General features: G+C 42.4%; 16 protein-coding genes. 7 read left to right on the top strand and 9 right to left on the bottom strand.

What is annotated here, in order from left to right:
* Positions 1-191 precede the first annotated feature (191 nt).
* On the top strand, positions 192-512 hold the full coding sequence (locus tag QYG89_RS07375) for a YbjQ family protein (RefSeq protein ID WP_404316114.1): 321 nt from the start codon (positions 192-194) through the stop codon (positions 510-512).
* Positions 513-517: 5 nt separating this feature from the next.
* The gene (locus QYG89_RS07380; protein WP_404316116.1) at positions 518-748 is read left to right on the top strand and encodes a hypothetical protein; all 231 of its coding nucleotides are present in this window, start codon (positions 518-520) and stop codon (positions 746-748) included.
* Between the two features lie 317 nt (positions 749-1,065).
* Here the strand turns inward: QYG89_RS07380 and QYG89_RS07385 are convergent, their stop codons facing one another.
* Together QYG89_RS07385 and fmdA are read right to left on the bottom strand one after the other, a co-directional pair.
* On the bottom strand, positions 1,066-1,338 hold the full coding sequence (locus QYG89_RS07385) for an FmdB family zinc ribbon protein (protein ID WP_404316118.1): 273 nt from the start codon (positions 1,336-1,338) through the stop codon (positions 1,066-1,068).
* A gap of 12 nt (positions 1,339-1,350) precedes the next feature.
* Positions 1,351-2,529 (bottom strand): formamidase, encoded by a 1,179-nt coding sequence (fmdA, locus tag QYG89_RS07390; protein ID WP_404316121.1) that lies wholly within the window; start codon positions 2,527-2,529, stop codon positions 1,351-1,353.
* Positions 2,530-2,746: 217 nt separating this feature from the next.
* Between fmdA and QYG89_RS07395 the strand changes: the two genes are divergently transcribed.
* Positions 2,747-4,066 (top strand): Na+/H+ antiporter NhaC family protein, encoded by a 1,320-nt coding sequence (locus QYG89_RS07395; RefSeq protein WP_404316123.1) that lies wholly within the window; start codon positions 2,747-2,749, stop codon positions 4,064-4,066.
* A gap of 169 nt (positions 4,067-4,235) precedes the next feature.
* On the opposite strand, the gene QYG89_RS07400 is transcribed toward QYG89_RS07395, so the two are convergent.
* A complete protein-coding gene (locus QYG89_RS07400) occupies positions 4,236-5,522 on the bottom strand; it encodes an Nramp family divalent metal transporter (protein WP_404316125.1) in 1,287 nt (428 codons plus the stop codon).
* A gap of 263 nt (positions 5,523-5,785) precedes the next feature.
* Positions 5,786-7,384 carry a gamma-glutamyltransferase gene (ggt, locus tag QYG89_RS07405; RefSeq protein ID WP_404316127.1) on the bottom strand — a complete coding sequence of 533 codons (1,599 nt, stop codon included), beginning with the start codon at positions 7,382-7,384 and terminating at the stop codon, positions 5,786-5,788.
* 202 nt (positions 7,385-7,586) lie between these two features.
* Here ggt and QYG89_RS07410 point away from each other — a divergent pair, with 202 nt between their 5' ends.
* The 4 genes from QYG89_RS07410 to QYG89_RS07425 all read left to right on the top strand — a co-directional run bounded on the left by QYG89_RS07410 (position 7,587) and on the right by QYG89_RS07425 (position 11,012).
* Complete coding sequence (locus QYG89_RS07410; protein WP_404316129.1) at positions 7,587-8,075, top strand: Lrp/AsnC family transcriptional regulator; 489 nt, start codon at positions 7,587-7,589, stop codon at positions 8,073-8,075.
* 28 nt (positions 8,076-8,103) lie between these two features.
* Entirely contained in the window at positions 8,104-8,709 is a 606-nt protein-coding gene (locus tag QYG89_RS07415) for a chromate transporter (protein ID WP_404316131.1), read from the top strand.
* Positions 8,706-9,248, top strand: a complete 543-nt coding sequence (locus QYG89_RS07420; protein WP_404316133.1) for a chromate transporter — start codon at positions 8,706-8,708, stop codon at positions 9,246-9,248. The genes QYG89_RS07415 and QYG89_RS07420 overlap by 4 nt, the downstream gene beginning before the upstream one ends.
* A 390-nt stretch (positions 9,249-9,638) precedes the next feature.
* The gene (locus tag QYG89_RS07425; RefSeq protein ID WP_404316135.1) at positions 9,639-11,012 is read left to right on the top strand and encodes a sigma-54 interaction domain-containing protein; all 1,374 of its coding nucleotides are present in this window, start codon (positions 9,639-9,641) and stop codon (positions 11,010-11,012) included.
* Positions 11,013-11,068: 56 nt separating this feature from the next.
* On the opposite strand, the gene QYG89_RS07430 is transcribed toward QYG89_RS07425, so the two are convergent.
* The 5 genes from QYG89_RS07430 to QYG89_RS07450 all read right to left on the bottom strand — a co-directional run bounded on the left by QYG89_RS07430 (position 11,069) and on the right by QYG89_RS07450 (position 18,895).
* On the bottom strand, positions 11,069-12,646 hold the full coding sequence (locus QYG89_RS07430; protein WP_404316137.1) for a BCCT family transporter: 1,578 nt from the start codon (positions 12,644-12,646) through the stop codon (positions 11,069-11,071).
* 180 nt (positions 12,647-12,826) lie between these two features.
* On the bottom strand, positions 12,827-13,858 hold the full coding sequence (locus QYG89_RS07435; RefSeq protein WP_404316139.1) for an aromatic ring-hydroxylating oxygenase subunit alpha: 1,032 nt from the start codon (positions 13,856-13,858) through the stop codon (positions 12,827-12,829).
* A gap of 281 nt (positions 13,859-14,139) precedes the next feature.
* Positions 14,140-15,633, bottom strand: coding sequence for an amino acid permease (locus QYG89_RS07440; protein ID WP_404316141.1), 1,494 nt, complete (start codon positions 15,631-15,633; stop codon positions 14,140-14,142).
* A gap of 137 nt (positions 15,634-15,770) precedes the next feature.
* A complete protein-coding gene (locus tag QYG89_RS07445; protein WP_404316143.1) occupies positions 15,771-17,273 on the bottom strand; it encodes an aminotransferase class I/II-fold pyridoxal phosphate-dependent enzyme in 1,503 nt (500 codons plus the stop codon).
* A 215-nt stretch (positions 17,274-17,488) separates the two neighbouring features.
* The gene (locus QYG89_RS07450) at positions 17,489-18,895 is read right to left on the bottom strand and encodes a sigma-54 interaction domain-containing protein (RefSeq protein ID WP_404316145.1); all 1,407 of its coding nucleotides are present in this window, start codon (positions 18,893-18,895) and stop codon (positions 17,489-17,491) included.
* Positions 18,896-19,106: the final 211 nt, after the last annotated feature.

Below are 19,106 nucleotides of genomic sequence, written 5' to 3' on the forward strand. Positions count from 1 at the left end.
CCCATACTATATTACAAATTTGTGAAGCTAACAATTTAACATCTCGATGAATATTATTAAAAACTTATATAAGTGTGAAGCTATTCCTTTCTAAGATACACACTTTTTTTAATAAACGAGGCCAATTTTATCACTATTTGGTAGAATAGATAAACAAAGGGAAACATTTATTATTAAGGGGTGGAAAAAACATGATCATCGTAACAACAGAAAACGTTACCGGCTATAAAATTACTGAAGTAAAAGGACCTGTATTCGGATTGACAGTAAGAGCACGGGGGATTGGAAAAGACATTGTCGCTTCATTAAAAGGACTAATCGGAGGAGAAATTAACCAATACACAGAAATGCTTGAGGATGCGCGAAAGCAGGCGATCGACCGCATGGTAAAAAACGCAAAATCGATGGATGCCAATGCGATTATTATGATGCGTTTTGATTCCGGGGAAATCGGCCAAAACATGAGTGAAATTGTTGCTTATGGAACTGCCGTTGTCGTGGAACAGGAATAAAGCCGATGCTAGAATGGATTATTGGCTTCTATGGTTTACAGTTTGTCGCTCTTATCCTCTTAGTCATCGGATCTTGGTTCATCTGGGACCGCCGTTTCAAGACGAAACATGGCCAGCAAGTGCCACAAGGTTTCGTCCGTACAAAAGAAGTATCTATTGATCCTACGACCCAAAAAAAGCTAGTCGTTTACATGCACCCTGACACAGGAGAACGTTTCTATAAGGAAGAGGATTAAATCGAATACAAAAAAGCGGTTGGCTCATAACTAAAGTGCCGGACCTTACATTTTCAGTACAATGTATTGAGAATGTGGTCCGACGCTTTGGAGTCAACCGCTTTTACCGGCAGGCTATGTTAATCGGATCTGTTCATTTTCGCTAAGGGCCCCCGCCTTCCGCTCTAGTCAACAATCGTCATTAACACAGCCTTCTATTAAAAACATACATACCCCTTGCTAAAACTCAATCTATGGATTGTTTCAAGCTAGCCTAGTAGAGCTTTTCCTGCCATCTAAATCCCCTTATTCGTTGTTCTAATGAGCTTCTCCATTGCTCAATGTCCTACCTGCCATGGACGATTGACTTGAGGTTTCACTCGTCTTTGCTTTGGCCCCAACTCTTCCCTCGTTACTCTGCGAGGCTCCATTCCTTTTTCGATGCGCGTCCGCAATTCTTTAGAGTAGGAATATAAATTAGGAGGTAAGTAGACCCGAGTTGCCGCCCCCTGGCAATCGGGACACTGTGCTTCTCCTTTGTAGCCCGCCATTGATTTAAAGTACAATGTGAACTCACCGCAGTGACTGCAGTTGAATGTATAACTAGGCAAGGCTCTTCCTCCTTACTTCGGATCAATATTTTTATCAAATATTTGTGTTGGAATCGCTACTGTACAACATGCATTCGGGATGTCTACGATGCCGCTCACCCGGCCCTCAATAGGCGCTGTACTCAACAGCATGTACGCCTGTTCCCCTGTATAGCCAAGTGTTTTCATATATTCAATGGCATTTAAACAAGCGCGGCGGTATGCGATATTCGCATCTAAATAATGCTGCGTGCCTGTCATCTCGTCTACGGAAATGCCTTCAAATACTAAATAATCGGAATAACGCGGCTCAACTGGGCCAGGCTTGAAAACAGGATTATCTTTAATCTTATACTTCTCCATGCCGCCCTTAATGACATCGACACGAAGGTCAATCCACCCTGACATTTCAATTCCGCCGCAGAACGTGATTTCACCGTCCCCTTGTGAAAAATGAAGGTCGCCTACCGACAACTTCGCTCCATCCACAAATACTGGGAAGAAGATCCTTGAGCCTTTGGATAAGTTCTTAATATCACAGTTTCCGCCATTCTCTCTCGGAGGAACCGTTCTCGCTCCTTCTTTTGCCACGCGGTCAAACTCTGCTCCTTTTAGCGTCCCGAGCACAGCATGTTCGGCTTGAGGAGAAGTAGCTAGTTCCGGAACACGATCAGGATCCGTCATCTTCAACTCATTCTCCCGTCTATTCCACTCTTGTAGAAGTTCCATGGAAGGCGCTACGCCAATTAGACCAGGATGAATCATACCTGCAAATTTCACACCCGGAATGTGTCTTGAAGTCGTGTAAATGCCTTCAAAATCCCAAATGGATTTCGCCGCTTCAGGATAATGCTCCACTAAAAAGCTTCCGCCATTTTCCTTAGCAAAAATTCCGTTAAACCCCCACTCTTGCTCCTGAAACGCGCCGATATCCAAAATATCAACGACTAACAAGTCACCCGGCTCCGCTCCATTGACATAGACCGGTCCGCTTAATACATGGACGCGCGGCAAAACGACGTCTCGAATATCGCTCGGATCGTCATTGTTGCTAATTTGACCGTCCGTCCAATCCTTACAATCCATACGGAAAGACTCTCCTGGCTCTACTGAAAAAGCAGCAGGGATATCTGGATGCCAGCGATTATGTCCCGGATGAGCTTGTTGCTCCATTTTTTTAGTGAGATCGAGTTTAAACAAAGTTTTTGGCATGTTGTTCCTCCTTCAATCTATTTATCTATGAAGTTAGACTATGTATGCGCTCTCATTTTACCCCCCTCAGAAATATAAGTCAAACTATTCACAATATTTAAATTTAAATTTCTTCATATAAGCAATAACCCGTTGATTGAATATATTGACAATTATGGAATCAACGTTTATCATCTTTATAACCAATAAGAATAATAAGGATTAAGAGGTGAACAAAATGAGTGACCGTACAAAAGGAACGCCTTTCGCCTTACTGCCGCTCGTTGTCTTTTTATCTATATTTATTGGCAGCGGGATCATTACTGGTAATTTTAAAGCTGTTCCAATTATCGTTGCTGCTTTAATTGCTGTCGGGACAGCTCTTACCATGAATAGACAAAAACCTTTTTCTGAAAAAATGGACGTGTTTTGTAAAGGTGCCGGCCATCCGAATATTATGCTAATGGCTGTTATCTTTATTTTAGCCGGGGCCTTTTCTGCTGCAGCTAACGGCATGGGTGCGGTAGAATCGACGGTAAATCTGGCCTTATCTGTACTGCCTCATAACTTATTAATCGTCGGTCTCTTTTTCATCGCCTGCTTTATTTCCCTTTCTATGGGGACATCAACAGGCACCGTTGTCGCACTTGCTCCGATTGGAGTGGGGATCAGCGGACAAACCGATGTTTCGCTTGCACTGGCAATGGGAGCCGTCATTGGCGGGGCCATGTTTGGGGATAATTTATCATTTATCTCTGATACAACGATTGCTGCGGTGAGAACCCAGCACACAAAAATGAAAGATAAATTCAAAGTAAATTTCTTTATCGTCCTGCCGGCAGCCATTGTAACGGCCATCATTTTATTCGCATTAACAGCAGGTGTACAAGGAACACTTGATTCATACTCATACAACTTTGTGAAAATTCTTCCTTACCTTGCCGTCTTAGCGGCCGCTCTCGCTGGTGTCAATGTGCTGATCGTATTAACTGGAGGAATTATTTTATCAGGCATCATCGGCTTCATCGATGGCAGCTATAATTTTCTCACCTTCCTGCAAACCGTTGGTGAAGGAATTGGGAATATGCAAAACCTTGCCATGCTCGCTATTTTAATTGGTGGAATGGTAGAAATCATTAAATATAATGGCGGCCTTGATTTCTTGCTGCATACTATTACGAAAAACATTAAATCAAAGCGCGGAGCCCAATTCGGGATCGCCAGCCTGGTTGGAATCACGAACTTGTCGACTTCCAACAACACCGTTTCAATTATTATGACTGGGCCGCTAGCGAAAAACATCGCTGACGAATACGAAATTGATCCAAGAAAATCGGCCAGCCTTTTAGACATTTTTGCCTGCTCTGTTCAGGGAATTATTCCTTATGGCGGACAGCTCATGGCCGCTTCAGGTCTTGCCGCCATCTCTCCTGTCGCGATCATGCCTTATTCGTTTTATCCCGTCTTAACAGGTGTCTGCGGAATTTTAGCGATCCTTTTCAACTGGCCAAGATTATCGGACAAACAGCCCGCGATAGAAAAGAAAAGTGTATCTTAATCTCTTAATATTGAACAATCAAAAAAAGCTCGCAGAGAAAATAAACTTCTCTGCGAGCTTTTTCGTTGGCATAGGTATCTTTATTCCTCATTAACTGCTAGTAAACATCCCATCCATTCATAGAACCATTAGCAGCGAATGAAGCCTCCCTGTGATAGACGTTTCATTGTTATAAAAACTCTATCACACCTAAAACGATAAACACTAAAATAATAAACACTAACGTAGCATTATGCCCCCATTTGTTTCGATAATCCGGCATTACCTTTTCCTTCGAGTTTAATAATAAAAGTAACGTAATAGCAAGGAAAGGTAAAAATGCCGAACCCAGTGCAGCATATAGGAGTACTAAACTAACTGGTTTGTTAAATATCAATAAAAGCAAAGATGGAAAAGTAAGCCACGCTAAAAATGCTCTGTATGCAGGATCTTTTTCGGATACTGGATTGGATTGATTCCCCTTATCTTCACCCTTCCGCTTGACAACTCGTACAAAATCCGCAAACAAGTAAGGTATTCCACTCCATGATCCGATTAGAGAGCTAAATGCAGCTGCCCAGAAGCCAATATTTAAAGCGAATTTTGCTGTCGTTCCAAAGTTCTGTCCATATAAACCTAGAAAATCTTTTAACCCTTCTGAGCCACTAAAAGCTATACCAGAGCCATATAGAAAATGTGTACCTATAATCATCATCGATACAGTAAAAAGACCTGTAATGATGTAAGCAATGGATGCGTCTAAACGCATAACAGGTATCCACGACTTGTCGTTCCATTCCTTCTCACGTATCCAGTATCCATAGGCTGCCAGCGCCATCGTCCCGCCTACTCCTCCAACTATACCGAGAATGCGATAAATAGAACCATCCGGTATTCTAGGTACAAGCGCTTCACTTGGAATGGCCCCCAGGCTTGGGAGAATCACAATAGCAGAACCGACAACAGCCACAAACATGATTCCGATTAAAACGGTAATGACACGTTCGAATATTTTATATCGGCCGAACCAAATGAGAGCAAAGCCCGCGACAGAATGAAGCACCGCCCATGCCCATAAAGGCATAATAGGAAACATCGTATACATGATGAGACCGCATGCCGTAGCAATGGCTGCACCATAGATAAGCCCGAACAAAGTAACGTACACAAAGAAGTAGCCCATTGTCCACATTCCGAGCGAGCGCCAGCCCTCTAAAATGGTCTGTCCTGTAGCTAAGGTCCACCTGCCGACACCTTCTGTAAGGATATACTTAAAAAAGACGCCAATGAAAACCGCCCATGCAAGGGATATTCCGAAATCCGCACCGGCAACAATCGCTGTAACAAGATCCCCTGCTCCGACTCCAGTAGCTGCCAAAACAATACCAGGCCCTAAGATAGCAAACTTACTTTTACTCTTTAACTTAGCAGGTTGTACCGAAGCAGACTCCTCTGCAACATACTTTTTTTCTTCCATTTAAATTTCCTCCTCATTGATCAAGAGCAGTCACTAATTTAGTTTCCATAAGACTAAATGAGTAAGTGCCCTTCTCATTTTTGCTCTTTGAAACGGAAATATGAGAGTGTGACTTATCGAAGAAGGAATTGCTCTCATGTCGTTGATCTTTAGTTGAAACCCACGACTGACAAATGCAATAAAGAAAATGTTGTATGCTTTCCTGCTATAGATAGAGAAAGTAGATTAGCATTGATAAATGGCCTGTTTTTTAGATGAATAGTTTAATAACCAATGGCACAGCCATCTTTTCGAGGATCCGATCCCCCCTGCAGCATATTTGTTTTTGGCTCAATCAGAATACCTTGATATCCTCCGAAACAATCTAATCCAGAGATGAGGGTATGGCCTTTTTCCATTAACTCTAATTTTGTCTGACTTGAAATTTCTGACTCTAAAGCTATTCCATGCTCGAAATGACGAAAACGCGGAGACTCTCCTGCCTCTTGAACATTCATTCCATATTCCAAATGATTAAGCAGCACTTGTACCTGGCCTTGCGGCTGCATGTCTCCCCCCATTACTCCAAAAGAAAAATAAGGTTTTTCATCTTTCATGACGAGCGCAGGAATAATCGTGTGGAGTGTTCTTTTCCCCGGCTTTAATGTATTTAAATGGCTTTCTTCAAGAGAAAATCCCACCGCTCGATTTTGTAAAACAACACCTGTCTCTCCCGCAACGATGCCAGATCCAAAAGGAGTAAACAAACTATTAATGAACGATATGACATTTCGATCTTTATCTACTACTGATAAGTAAACAGTATCTCCTACTAACTCAAAACCAGCCCCTGCGCTTTGCATAGGGAACAATTCGTCAATTTGCTGACTGCGGCTGGATGCATATTCTTTACAAAGCATTTTTTCTACTGGCACAGGCGCAAAATCCGGATCGGCAATAAAACAGTCACGGTCAGCATAAGCTAACTTTTTCACCTCAGTAAGAAGGTGAATATATTCAGATGAATTATGCTTTATATTGGCTAAATCAAAGTTCTCCAACATATTGAGCATCGACAGCGTCACAACCCCTTGCCCATTTGGCGGAAGCTGATATACATCATAACCCTTATAATTGGTTGTAATCGCTTTCACCCATGTCGATGAGTGTGAAGCCAAATCTTCGTAACTAAGAAGTCCTCCTTGTTTTTCGACATATGCTGCAATTTCACGAGCGATCTTTCCTTTATAAAAGGCATCCCTTCCTCCTTCTGCAATAGCTATTAATGTATCTGCCAGCTGCGGGATTTTAAAAACCTCTCCTTCTCTCGGAGCTTTTCCTTCTATCAAATAACATTCGCTTGCTTCTTTATTTTGTTTTAATAGTGACTCTGATCGTTTCCATTGTGCTGCAATAATCTCAGAAACAGGAAACCCTCTTTCAGCATACTCGATGGCTGGCTGTAACACTTCAGCAAATGTCATTGTTCCATGCTTTTCTAGAATCTCTGCCCATCCATCTACAGTACCTGGGGTTGTGAGCGATAAAATTCCTGTCAGCGGCATCTTTGTATATCCTCGTGACAAGTAATATTCTCTGCTTGATTTAAAGGGAGCACGGCCACTGCCATTTAAAGCCTCTACTTTTTTGTTCTTTTGATTGTAAAGAAGTGCGAACATATCACCTCCAAGTCCTGTTTGCATGGGTTCCACCACGGCTAGTACCGCTGCCGCTGCTATAGCTGCATCAAATGCATTTCCCCCTTGTTGCAAAATTTGAAGCCCCGCCATAGATGCTAAAGGCTGGCTCGAAGCGACCATACCGTTTGGTGCATGAACAACCGAACGGGTAAGTAAAGGATTTCCAGCTGGACGATCCGCCATTCTTATTCCCCCCTGCATTTTTATGATGTCTGAAAATTCAGACTTATAACTTTGTACAATACTTTCTCACAAACAATTAGTTAAGTCAATAACTTTTTTTCATTGATTTGGAAAGTTATTTAATATATAGTTATTCACAACGAAAGATTTTATTTATTTTTACTTACAATTCGAAATAAAAAAAACATTGGAGGGTCAGCTGATGGTAATTAAAGAGTTTGACAGAAACGAAATGCCCCCTATGAAACTGAATGAAATTGATAAAAAAATTTTAGAAGTGCTTCTCGAAGATGCCCGCATCTCTTATACCGATCTTGCCAAGCAAATCGGACTGTCTAGAGTAGCCGTCCAGTCCCGTATTAATTCCTTAATCGAAGAAGGAGTCATTGAACGTTTTACCGCTGTGATTAACCCTATAAAAGTAGGCGTTCAAGTTTCAGCCTTTTTCAATGTGGATGTAGAACCAAAGTATTTAGACGAAATAGCTGAAAAGCTAGCCTTACATCCTGCAGTTACCAGTCTTTATCACATGACAGGACCGAGTACACTCCACATGCACGGCGTCTTTAAAAATGCAAAGGAAATGGAAAGTTTCTTACTTGAAACCCTTTATTCTACACCTGGAATCATGCGTGTAGATACTCAAATGCTGCTCAAGCGCTATAAGAGCCGAATGGGAATGAAACTATAAAACATTGCAGCGATAGGAGGGAATATATATGAACCTGAAAGCTTATTTAAATATTGCGGCGGCAATGATAAGAACAGGAATCTTGGGGTATGGAGGAGGTCCATCAGTTATTCCACTTTTTCGTCATGAAGCTGTCCTAAGATATAAATGGATGAGTGATGAAGAATTCGGCGAAATATTAGCATTTGCTAATGCTTTGCCAGGTCCAATTGCTACGAAGATGGCCGCACAGCTCGGCTACCGTCAAAAAGGAAGTATCGGCGCGTGCCTAGCTGTTCTCTCTCATATTCTCCCTACTAGTATCGGGATCGTCGGCTTATTAGGAATACTCTACTCTCTAAAAGAATCCGCCATTGTCGCTGGAATGATTGCAGCCGTCCGTCCAGTCATCGCTGTCCTGCTTGGTATGATGGCTTATGAATTTTGCGTAAAAACATGGAAAGGGCTAGGTAAAATCATCGGCCTAAGCTTTGGTCTTCTTTCCTTTGTATTGCTCACCACCGTTCATTTACACCCAGCTGTTACTATTTTGTTGTTTTTAACATACGGAATGTTCCATATAAAGGTCTCCAGTTGGATGAAACACAAGTTCGCAAAACAAAAAACCAATCAAGATGGTGGGGTGTCATCATGATTTTTTGGCAATTGTTTTTAGCGTTTTTTACAGCAAATATTCTCGGCTATGGCGGAGGACCAGCTTCTATTCCCCTCATGCAAAAAGAAGTCGTGGACCATTACGGCTGGATGACGAATGCACAGTTTGTAGATATGCTGGCAGTGGCTAATGCCCTTCCCGGACCGATCGCCACGAAAATTGCCGCTTTTGCCGGCTATCAACAAGCCGGCTGGCTCGGACTTACAGTGGCGACGATCGCTACTGTCGCCCCATCTGCCATTGCCTTAGTCATTCTTCTTAAAGTACTGAATCATTTTAAACAATCATCCACGGTTAAAGGCATGACTCTGCTCGTCCAGCCGGTCATCGCTGTCATGATGATCACGCTGACATGGGAATTCTGCCGCGTCTCCTTTGATTCTATCGGTTATTGGCAATCCCTATTCATCGCCGCTCTCGCCTTATTAGCCATGACCAAATGGAAAGTCCATCCCGCACTCGTCATCGTTTTAGCATTTATTTACGGCGGATTGGTACTACCGCACTTCACAACATAACAAAGAAGGAGGATGTCCCTGTTTGGAACAGCCTCCTTCTTTTTTTCGTAAAGCAGCTATTTTTGAGCCGATATTTTAGGTTTATGCGCGGGTACCTCCCTTTTGTGCGCGCGACTAACCTTTTTATGCGCGGACACCTCTCTTTTACGCGCGATCGGCCGCTTTTTGCGCGCGGACAAAAGGCATTTTAAACATTTATTTTTATGAAACTTCCCCAACGGGCAACTATTCCTCAGACAGATGGACAAAAGAAAGAATTTTCGGTAAAATCTCTTGAATACCCTATTTATAATGTTTTCAGAAGAAATCAGCTTATCCTCCTCTTTGCAGAGAAAAGCATTCCTTCCCTAATTTTCTTCATTGTATGAACTTTTTATAGGAGGCTCCATCATGCATCAATTATCTGCTATGTCTAAAAATGTTGATATGACATTAGAAACACTTGTGAAAATACTAGATTACTCATCTGATGAAATTTTTGTTTTAGATAGTGATAAAAAAATTATTTATGTAAATAATGCCTGTGAAAAACATTATGGATTAAAAAAGCAAGAGGTCTTAGGAAGATCTAGTGTGGAACTATTTGAAAATGGGTATTGGAAGCCGTCTCTCGCTCCAGAGGTATACGAAAAGAAGAAGCCGCTTGTCATGAAGCAAACAACGAAGCTTGGCGCAGAATTACTTACATCGGCTATTCCAATATTAAATCATAAAAACGAAGTAGAACTAGTCGTAACAACTGCAAGAGAATTGCAGGACTACAAATTGCTCGACATGAAAGAAAAAGTGAATGCTCCTTTACCGGAACAAACCGAGATTGATGTAATTACTAACTGCGAAAAAATGAAAAGCATTTTAAAATTCGCTCAAAAAATTGCGGCAACCAATTCGACTGTTTTAATCCAGGGAGAATCCGGTACAGGAAAAGGAGTACTCGCCCGCTATATCCACCAAACGAGCAAGAGAAAAGAGGGCCCGTTTTTAACTATTAACTGTGCAGCTCTTCCCGCTGAATTGCTTGAATCGGAGCTTTTTGGATATACCCAAGGAGCTTTTACCGGTGCCAGCCGCTCAGGGAAAATAGGACTCCTCGAAACAGCCAATAAAGGAACTCTTTTTTTAGATGAAATTGGTGAAATGTCATTAAACCTTCAAGCAAAGCTGCTTCAAGTGATTCAAGAAAAGAAGTTTATCCCCATTGGCAGCCATGAGGAGAAACAAGTAGATATTCGCATCATTGCAGCGACCAATCGAAATCTGCTTGAAATGGTGAATGCACGCCAATTTCGTGAAGATTTATTTTATCGGTTAAATGTCATTGATATCAAAATGCCGCCGCTTCGGGAACGAAAAGAAGATATTGTTCCACTTTCCTATAATTTTTTATATAAATTTAATCGCCTCTATGAGATGAATAAACTCATTTCTCAAGAGTGTCTAGACATGCTTACGTATTACTCATGGCCGGGAAATGTGCGGCAATTAGAAAATTTAATAGAGCGACTTGTCATTACAAGCGATTCCATCATTCATATTCATGACCTTCCTGAAACGATCTATCAAAGTATGCAGGAAAACCCTAAGCTGAATTCTCCTTCCTCCCTTAGCGAGGCTGTCGAACGAACAAAAAGAGAATTGGTTCGAAAATCCTTTCAAGCCCATAAAAGTTCTCGAAAAGTAGCAAAAGACTTACAAATCAGTCAAACGAGTGCCTTGAAGCTTATTCAACAATATTGTGAGGATTTGCGTGACAAAATTGATTAATTTCATAAAACGAGGAGTTGTCCCTTATAAACGGACAACTCCTCATTTTATTGTCTTTAGCTGGATTTTTTGTCAGGAACATATTCCTTATCCCTAACTTGTTCAGATGGATGGATCACAAGCGAAGGAGTAGAGTAATCTTCCTTTAACCACTTCAATAAGGATATCAAAATGATAATCGAAATAAACATGATCGGAAAGCCGGTAATGACTGACAAGGTTTGTAAAGCTTCCAACCCGCCTCCATACATTAAAATAACCGCGACTGAACCGATAATCATAGCCCACGTCAAACGAACCCATCTTGCCGGCTCTTTCTCTTCTGTCGTAGCTTTTGTCGACATAAATGAAAGGGTATAAGCCGCAGAATCGATCGTTGTTGCTAAGAAAATAAAGGCAAGAACAACGAAAACAGCAAGAAGCACATTCGTGCCAAGAGGCATCGCCCCGATCATAGCAACAATCGCTGCAGGTGCTCCTTCATTTTGCATAATGTCGATGACAGGAAGAATATGATTCAACTCAAAATAAAGGCTCGTGTTGCCAAACACGGAAAAGGCTAAAGCACAGCCAAGAGTACCGCCGATACACATCGCAAAGACGACGGAACGTATCGTTCTTCCTTTTGATATTCTTGCTGTAAACATTGCCATGAACGGAGCTAACGCAAACCACCACGCCCAATAAAAAATAGTCCAGTCCTGCGCAAAGCTTGACCCGCCTACCGAATCTGTGTAAAGACTCATTCTTAAGAAGTTCTGTATCAGCAATCCCATGCTGTCTGTGAATTTATTAATAATAAACACCGTTGGTCCTGCTATAAAAAAGAAGAGAGCGAATGCGAGATAAATATTAATGTTAATGTCACTTAACACTTTTAATCCTTTTTGCAGCCCGAAATATAAGCTCGCAGAAAAGATAATAGTCCAAAAGGCAATAATAGCTATATCCAGTCCCAGCGAACGCTCAACACCAATCAACTTTGATACAGCCTCTGAAAGCATCGGCGTACCCAAACCGAGTGACGTTCCTACACCGCCAACGATTCCAAACATAAACAAGACATCAATACATTTTCCTAAGTACCCGTCTACTCGATCACCTAAAACACCGCGGCAGGCTGAACTCAGCCTCATATTAGGGATTTTTCGTACATATAGTGCATACGCTAAAGCAATAGATGGCAAGCAATAAACCGAGAACCCCATAAACCCCCAGTGAAAAATCCCATAAGTGGAGGCCCACTCAGCAGCCTCAACGCTTTTTGGCTCAATCCCAAATGGAGGCGCTGTATAATAGTAACTCCACTCGATAAATCCCCAGTATAGCAGGCTTGATCCTGCCGTTGATGTAAAGATCAGCCCAATCCAGCTGGCTGTAGAGAATTCTGGCCGATCCTTTTCATCTCCCAGCTTAATATTTCCATACTTGCTCATGGCTAAGTAAAGTAAGACACCGAAAATAACAAACGTAACAAGTAAATACAACGAGCCGAACTTTCCGCTGATGAGGCCCAATACACTTCCTAAAAACTGATTGCCTTTTTCAGGATTAAGTAATACGGGAACTGTAAATGCCCCTAATACAAGCAGAGCCGTTGTAAAAATAAACTTATCAATTCTCGACTGTTCCATGACACATCCCCCTCTTTCTGTATATTCTGAATTCTGACTATACAAATAAATCATTTAATGGCTGCAGCTCTATTTATGTTTCTTTTTTATTATATCAAAAGACTGAATCAATGGATTTCGCCTTCTAAGGTTCATTACCTCAGAAGGCTTTTTTCACATTCGTAAGCGTTTTCAATTATCTCATTTCATTGCTTCCTTCACTTGCTGATGAAAGTGATGCAGCGCGTGTTCAGTCGGAGAATAAACACCTCGTTTAAAAGCTTGAGTACGGAAGCCTTTCTGTAACATTTCGACGAGATCAAAGTCTTCCTCACGTACTTGATCGACAAACTTGATTAACTCTTCTTCTTCTTCTGAAATCTCTTCATTCTGGAAGTAGTAGCTATAAACAGCTAATGATTTATCCGGTGCAATCGGCAATATCTGACTCGTCGTCATGTTGCCGGAACCTGGATAAATGCTAATCATCATATTCGGCCATACCCAATAAAATTGAGCCTGCTCTTCACTGTCGCCATTCGTTAAACTTGAATATTGGCAAGAATAATTTTCGTGAAGATCAATATTATAATTTTTTAAATCAAACGTTTTTGAAAACGCAGGATGGGCAATTGGACAATGGTCACATTCCAAATAATTATCGACAACCGCTTTCCAGTTCGCATCAATCATCCGTTGACTCACTCTCATTTTCTTTAAAGAATGGAGAAAAGTATATTTATCTAAATTCGCTGTTAATTCTTTATAGCACTCTTTAAAAGGAAGAGCATCCTGATCTAAATTAATAAAAATCATGGATTGATAGACTTCCAATTTTACAGGAGTCATGCAGCTATGCTCCCCTAAATCCGTCGTGTGAAAATTAGGAGCCTTATTTAATTTTCCATCCAAATGAAAGGTCCATCCATGATACGAACACATAAATATTTTTTTGTTCCCTTGTTCACTATGTTCCACTTTAGCTCCCCGATGAGGACAAACATTATAAAATGCGTTAATCTTGCCATCTTTATCCCTGCTAATAATCAGAGATTCTCCAGCGATATCAAAGGTAAAAAAATCACCATTTTTTTCAATCTGGCTCACATGCCCAGCTAAAACCCAGCTTTTCAAAAAGATTTTCTTTCTTTCCTCCTCAAAAACTTGAGGATCTACATACTGATTATAAGGCAGTGTATACTCTAATCCCTTTACATTCTCTTTCACACTCATGAATAATTCCCCTCTCCACATTGCATATAATAGTCGCTTCATAAAAGCAGCTTTGCGCTTGCTATTCATAATGCAATAGTTGTGCCAAGTACGTTAATTGCTGTTTAAACAGGAAAACAGAGTAATAAAACGCTGTTTTCCACAAAAAAATGAGTTCAATTATGTTCAGGTGAGTTTTTTAACACTCATCCTATCCTACTGAAGTAGGATGTTCCCTGAATCGAAAACACTGCAAAACGTGAAAAAGGAACCAGAGCATATATACTCTGATTCCTCTTTCATTAATGCTTGTCAAAATCACACTGATCAAAGGGTACCACCTTTGTCTTCTTTACAAATTTATAACCAAGCCAAACGGCAAGGAATAAAGGAAGACCGATATAGGAAATAAGTGCTCCGTTCCAGTCGATTGTCTCCTTCATGAAAGCGCTGTAGTTTTGTCCGAGAATAACAATGATACAAAGTGTAAAGGCAAAGATCGGGCCAAATGGAAACCATTTTGCCCGGTAAGGCAGCTCCCGTAAATCCCGGCCTTGTGCAACATACGCTTTACGGAAACGATAGTGACTGATCGCAATGCCAAGCCATGCGATAAAGCCTGACATTCCTGATGCATTTAACAACCAAATGTAGACGGCTCCATCGCCAAAGAAAGACGCAAGGAAAGCAAGCGTACCAACGAGGGAAGTAATGATTAACGCGTGAACCGGAACGCCCCGCCGGTCCAGCTTCGCCAAAAATGCAGGCGCCTTTCCTTCCCGTGCTAAATCCCACAGCATACGAGTGGAAGCGTACATGCCCGAGCTTCCCGCTGATAAGACAGCTGTTAAAATAATCGCATTCATGACGGATGCCGCGAAAGCAATCCCCGCTTGATTAAAAACAAGCGTGAATGGGCTTACTGTTACATCCTCACTTGCTAAACTTTCTGTCGTATAAGGAATAAGCAAACTAATAACCAGAATCGCAAAAATGTAAAACAGCAGAATACGCCAAAACACTTGCCGAACGGCTTTTGGTATCGAACGGGCAGGATTATCTGTTTCACCGGCGGCTACTCCAAAAAGTTCCGTTCCCTGGAATGAGTAACCAGCAGCCATAAAGATACCGAGAATCGTCATAAATCCGCCGTGAAACGGGGCATCTCCGACTGTGAAATTTGTAAAACCGATAGACTCGCCGCCGATAATACCAAAAATCATGAGCACGCCAACAACAAGAAACACGACGACCGTCACCACTTTAATCATCGAAAACCAGTATTCTGATTCTCCAAACCCTTTAACAGAAAGATAATTTAATAGAAAAATAATCGTTAAACAAAGCCCGCTCCAAAGAATAGAAGGACTATCTGGAAACCAAAACTTCATAATCATCGTCACTGCTGCTAATTCAGAAGCAATGGTAATCGACCAGTTATACCAGTAATTCCATCCGAGGGCGAAACCAAATGCCGGGTCAACGAAACGAGTGGCATACGTACTAAACGAACCGGCTACGGGCAAAAAAGCCGCCATTTCCGCAAGGCTGATCATCACAAAATACACCATGATGCCTATCGCTCCATAAGCAAGAAGAGCACCGCCTGGACCCGCTGTATGAATGGCGCTTCCACTGGCAAGGAACAGCCCTGTTCCGATCGTTCCTCCAAGGGCAATCATCGTCAAATGTCTCGATTTTAAATTTCGCTGTAATTCCTGCGGTGATCCTTGTGACAACTGATTCTCTGCCTCAGCCGAAGATAAAAGAGTAGATTGAGAGGCGTTACCTGGCATACATTGTTCCTCCTTTTTTTGATGAGGACTTGTCATGTTCTGCTTGCAGATTCTTCGGTTGTTCATTTCCAGTCTTCATACTTTTTATATGATCAGCCGCAATCTCCCGCAGGCGCCGCGGCCGATTGGTCCATAAATTACTTAAGCACATACAACGTTTTTAACGTATCATCCGAAGGGCTCTGAAAATAGGCCCCCATTTCTTTCAGCTCTCTAATCGTCTGTATATGGGTAGAAGTGATCTCCTCTCCAGGCGTCAAGAGCGGAATCCCTGGTGGATACGGGAGAACCATTTCTCCACATAAGGAACCGGCTGCTTCTTCCAGCGCTACTCTTTTACGAGGCATGTGAAACGCATCCCGCAAAGAAATTTCCTGTTTGTACAGCGTACCTTCTTCTGCAAAAAGAACTGTTTCGCCTTTCTCCCTGGAATCCATCATGGACCACTGCTGCAGCTTCCCGTCAATGGCTTTTATCGCTTCCACTACTTTTTCAATATCGTCCTCCTCCTCATTTAACGAGAACAAAAAGACGATATTGCGCGGGTCGCTGATTTCCGCCGTGCATCCCTGCTCATAAAATAGATCGAGAAGCTGATAGCCGGAGATCATTTCATGATTGCAGGAAATAATCCATTTCAGCGGATCTCTATAATGAACCTCCTTGCTGCCTTCCCAGATAGAAAGCGCCTTCAGTTCATTCGAAAGACCCTTGCGCCGTGTTTCCAAACGTTTAACGGTTTCTTTTAAATGAGTCCGTCCCTCTGTTACTAAATAACGTCTCGCCAGATCTAAGGATGCGAGCAGCGGGTAAGAAGGACTGGTTGATTGAATCATACCTAGTACTTGTGCCAGCCGCTCCCGGGATACACGATTTCCTTTCACATGCAGCATCGATGCCATCGTCATCGCCGTCAGCATTTTGTGTGTGGACTGCACAACGACGTCCGCTCCTTTGGAAAGAGCCGATGGCGGCACCTCTTCTACTTGCCCGAAATGAGCGCCATGTGCTTCATCAACAATCAGGGGCACTCCCGCTTTATGACAAGTCTCTGCTAAGCGGGTAATGTCTTGGCTCATGCCGTAATAGTTAGGGTTCGTAATCCACACTCCCTTCACATCGGGATTGTCCTTGAGTGCTTTTTCAATATAACGAATATCAGATACCTTCGCTGCCTTTGTTGTTGATTCAATAGCTGGTGCGATAAAAATAGGCTGGGCACCCGCCAGCAGCAATCCGTGGAATACGGATTTATGCATATTGCGCTGAACAAGAATCTTATCTCCCGGCTCACATAAAGTCAGAGCTACACCGATGTTCCCAATCGTACTTCCTCCTACAAGAAAGAATGTATGATCCGCCCCGAATGCTTCCGCTGCTAATGCCTGGGCGTCCGCGATAAAGTCAGTCGGATGATGCAGATCATCAATTCCTACAGATTCAGTGGCATCAATACTTAAGATGCTTGAGAAACGCCCCCATGCTTCCCGGTCAAATACACGTCCATCCTTATGTCCTGGAACGTGCATAGATGTGCGTTTACTCGTTTCATATAAACAAAGCGCCTGATAAAGCGGAGCTGCTGTGTGATCAATGGTGGAATGAGGCCCTTTATAAATCGGTGAAATTGTTAGATTCATGTTTTTCTCCTCCCGTACTCTTGTTTGACAGTCTTCTTCTGGCATGAGCTGTCTCGCTTTCTTTATAGCAAGCCGCATGCCAAGAGCAGGAAGCACCTTCCACAAACCTTGTAGCAGCGGGGAAAATTTAAATATTTGCATGACAAATCATGGTTGTTTCACCTGGACTTCCCCCTAAAAAAACAAAAAAACCGCCGAAATCCCGGCGGCTGCTATCATATATTTAATTTGGTTAATTTATATTGCAGTGTTTGCCGCGGAATATCCAGCAGTTTAGCTGCCTGTTGAATGTTTCCGCCCGTTTCCTCTAAAGCCTGCCTAATCAAGTGATCCTCTGTTTCTATTAATGCCTGCCGCAGAGGCTTAAGTGAGACTGAATCTCTTCCTAGGGCTGTCTCACCCCCGGTAATATGCAGCGGAATGTGCTCAATCTTGACCAAATCGCCGTCCATAATGTTCATCGCTGATTCAATCGCATGCCCCAGCTCACGGACATTGCCCGGCCAATCATACTGATGAAAAACAGCCTTCACTGTCTCATCCGCCTTCGTCACAAGCTTTCCGAAAAGAAAGTTGTACTTTTGAATAAAGTGGTCTGTCAACAATGGAATATCACCTTTTCGATTTCGCAGCGGCGGGATATGCAGGTTGATGACATTTAGACGATAATAAAGGTCAGACCGCAGTGTCTTTTCACGCAGACAAACATCTGCCGGCTCGTTCATTGCCGCAATGATCCGCACATTCACCGTGTATTCTTTCGTTCCTCCGACCCTTCGAATCGCACCATTTTCCAATACTCTTAACAGTTTTGCTTGAACATCTAGCGGCATAGAGTTAATTTCATCTAAAAATAACGTTCCGCCGTCCGCAAGTTCAAACAGGCCAGGACGGTCGACGGCTCCAGTGTAGCTTCCTTTTGCGGTTCCGAATAACAGCCCCTCAAGTAGTGACGAAGGGATTGCTGCGCAGTTTTGCGCGATGAATGCCTCCAACCGGCGCGGCGATGCATTATGAATCGCCTGCACAAGCAATTCCTTCCCTGTACCCGTTTCACCATATATCAATATAGGCGATGTCGTTGAGGCTACTTTTAATGCTTTCACTTTTAATTGCTGAAAGGCAGGATCATTCGTAATGATGTCCGTCATCCTATATTTCGCACCCACATGACTATCAGAAGCCTTTTTTTGCTGCTGAGTCGTTTCTACTTTTGCCTGCAAATCAATCAGTTTTTCTGACAGCCGCTTGACTTTCGTTAAATCTTTAGCGATCTCAACAGCACCGACAATTTCACCGTCTACTTTAATCGGCAGCGTCGTATTCACTGTATCAACGAGCACACCGCGGATATTATAGTAGGATTGATGCTGATTGCAAATCGGCTCTCCCGTTTGCATTACCTTCATCAATGTACTAGTAGAAGCGCATAAAGAAGGATACACCTCCAGCAAATGCTTCCCTAGTATTTCTTCCTTCTTCACTCCATCATTCTTTGCTGCCACATGATTATAAAAAATCGTCATTCCATTCGCATCTACCGCATGAATCCCTTCATCAATCGTACCTAAAATTGCCTGAAGCATTTCCGTTTCCTTCGTATCCGTCACATTTAATAGCACTTTGAATGACTCACCTTCTCCTCTTACAAAACCTTTACCTCATTTTAAGCTGAGCACCTATTAAACAATCAATGCCGAGTTTCTGTCATTACAGCGCCGGTTTTTGGGCACCTTTTAAAATTTAGCCGCTTATGCTGTTATAAACATATACTACTACTCTATCTCTAAGACTTTGTGTCATGCAGCTGATGAAATGGATGACGCTAATCAA

The sequence above is a fragment of the Bacillus lumedeiriae genome, from assembly GCF_044891285.1.
GTDB classification, from domain to species: Bacteria; Bacillota; Bacilli; order Bacillales; family Domibacillaceae; genus Pseudobacillus; species Pseudobacillus lumedeiriae.

Coding starts and splice junctions, on each gene's coding strand:
- QYG89_RS07375 (WP_404316114.1), top strand. CDS start 192: ATGATCATCGTAACAACAGAAAACGTTACCGGCTATAAAATTACTGAA.
- QYG89_RS07380 (WP_404316116.1), top strand. CDS start 518: ATGCTAGAATGGATTATTGGCTTCTATGGTTTACAGTTTGTCGCTCTT.
- fmdA (WP_404316121.1), bottom strand. CDS start 2,529: ATGCCAAAAACTTTGTTTAAACTCGATCTCACTAAAAAAATGGAGCAA.
- QYG89_RS07395 (WP_404316123.1), top strand. CDS start 2,747: ATGAGTGACCGTACAAAAGGAACGCCTTTCGCCTTACTGCCGCTCGTT.
- QYG89_RS07400 (WP_404316125.1), bottom strand. CDS start 5,522: ATGGAAGAAAAAAAGTATGTTGCAGAGGAGTCTGCTTCGGTACAACCT.
- ggt (WP_404316127.1), bottom strand. CDS start 7,384: ATGGCGGATCGTCCAGCTGGAAATCCTTTACTTACCCGTTCGGTTGTT.
- QYG89_RS07410 (WP_404316129.1), top strand. CDS start 7,587: ATGGTAATTAAAGAGTTTGACAGAAACGAAATGCCCCCTATGAAACTG.
- QYG89_RS07415 (WP_404316131.1), top strand. CDS start 8,104: ATGAACCTGAAAGCTTATTTAAATATTGCGGCGGCAATGATAAGAACA.
- QYG89_RS07420 (WP_404316133.1), top strand. CDS start 8,706: ATGATTTTTTGGCAATTGTTTTTAGCGTTTTTTACAGCAAATATTCTC.
- QYG89_RS07425 (WP_404316135.1), top strand. CDS start 9,639: ATGCATCAATTATCTGCTATGTCTAAAAATGTTGATATGACATTAGAA.
- QYG89_RS07430 (WP_404316137.1), bottom strand. CDS start 12,646: ATGGAACAGTCGAGAATTGATAAGTTTATTTTTACAACGGCTCTGCTT.
- QYG89_RS07435 (WP_404316139.1), bottom strand. CDS start 13,858: ATGAGTGTGAAAGAGAATGTAAAGGGATTAGAGTATACACTGCCTTAT.
- QYG89_RS07440 (WP_404316141.1), bottom strand. CDS start 15,633: ATGCCAGGTAACGCCTCTCAATCTACTCTTTTATCTTCGGCTGAGGCA.
- QYG89_RS07445 (WP_404316143.1), bottom strand. CDS start 17,273: ATGAATCTAACAATTTCACCGATTTATAAAGGGCCTCATTCCACCATT.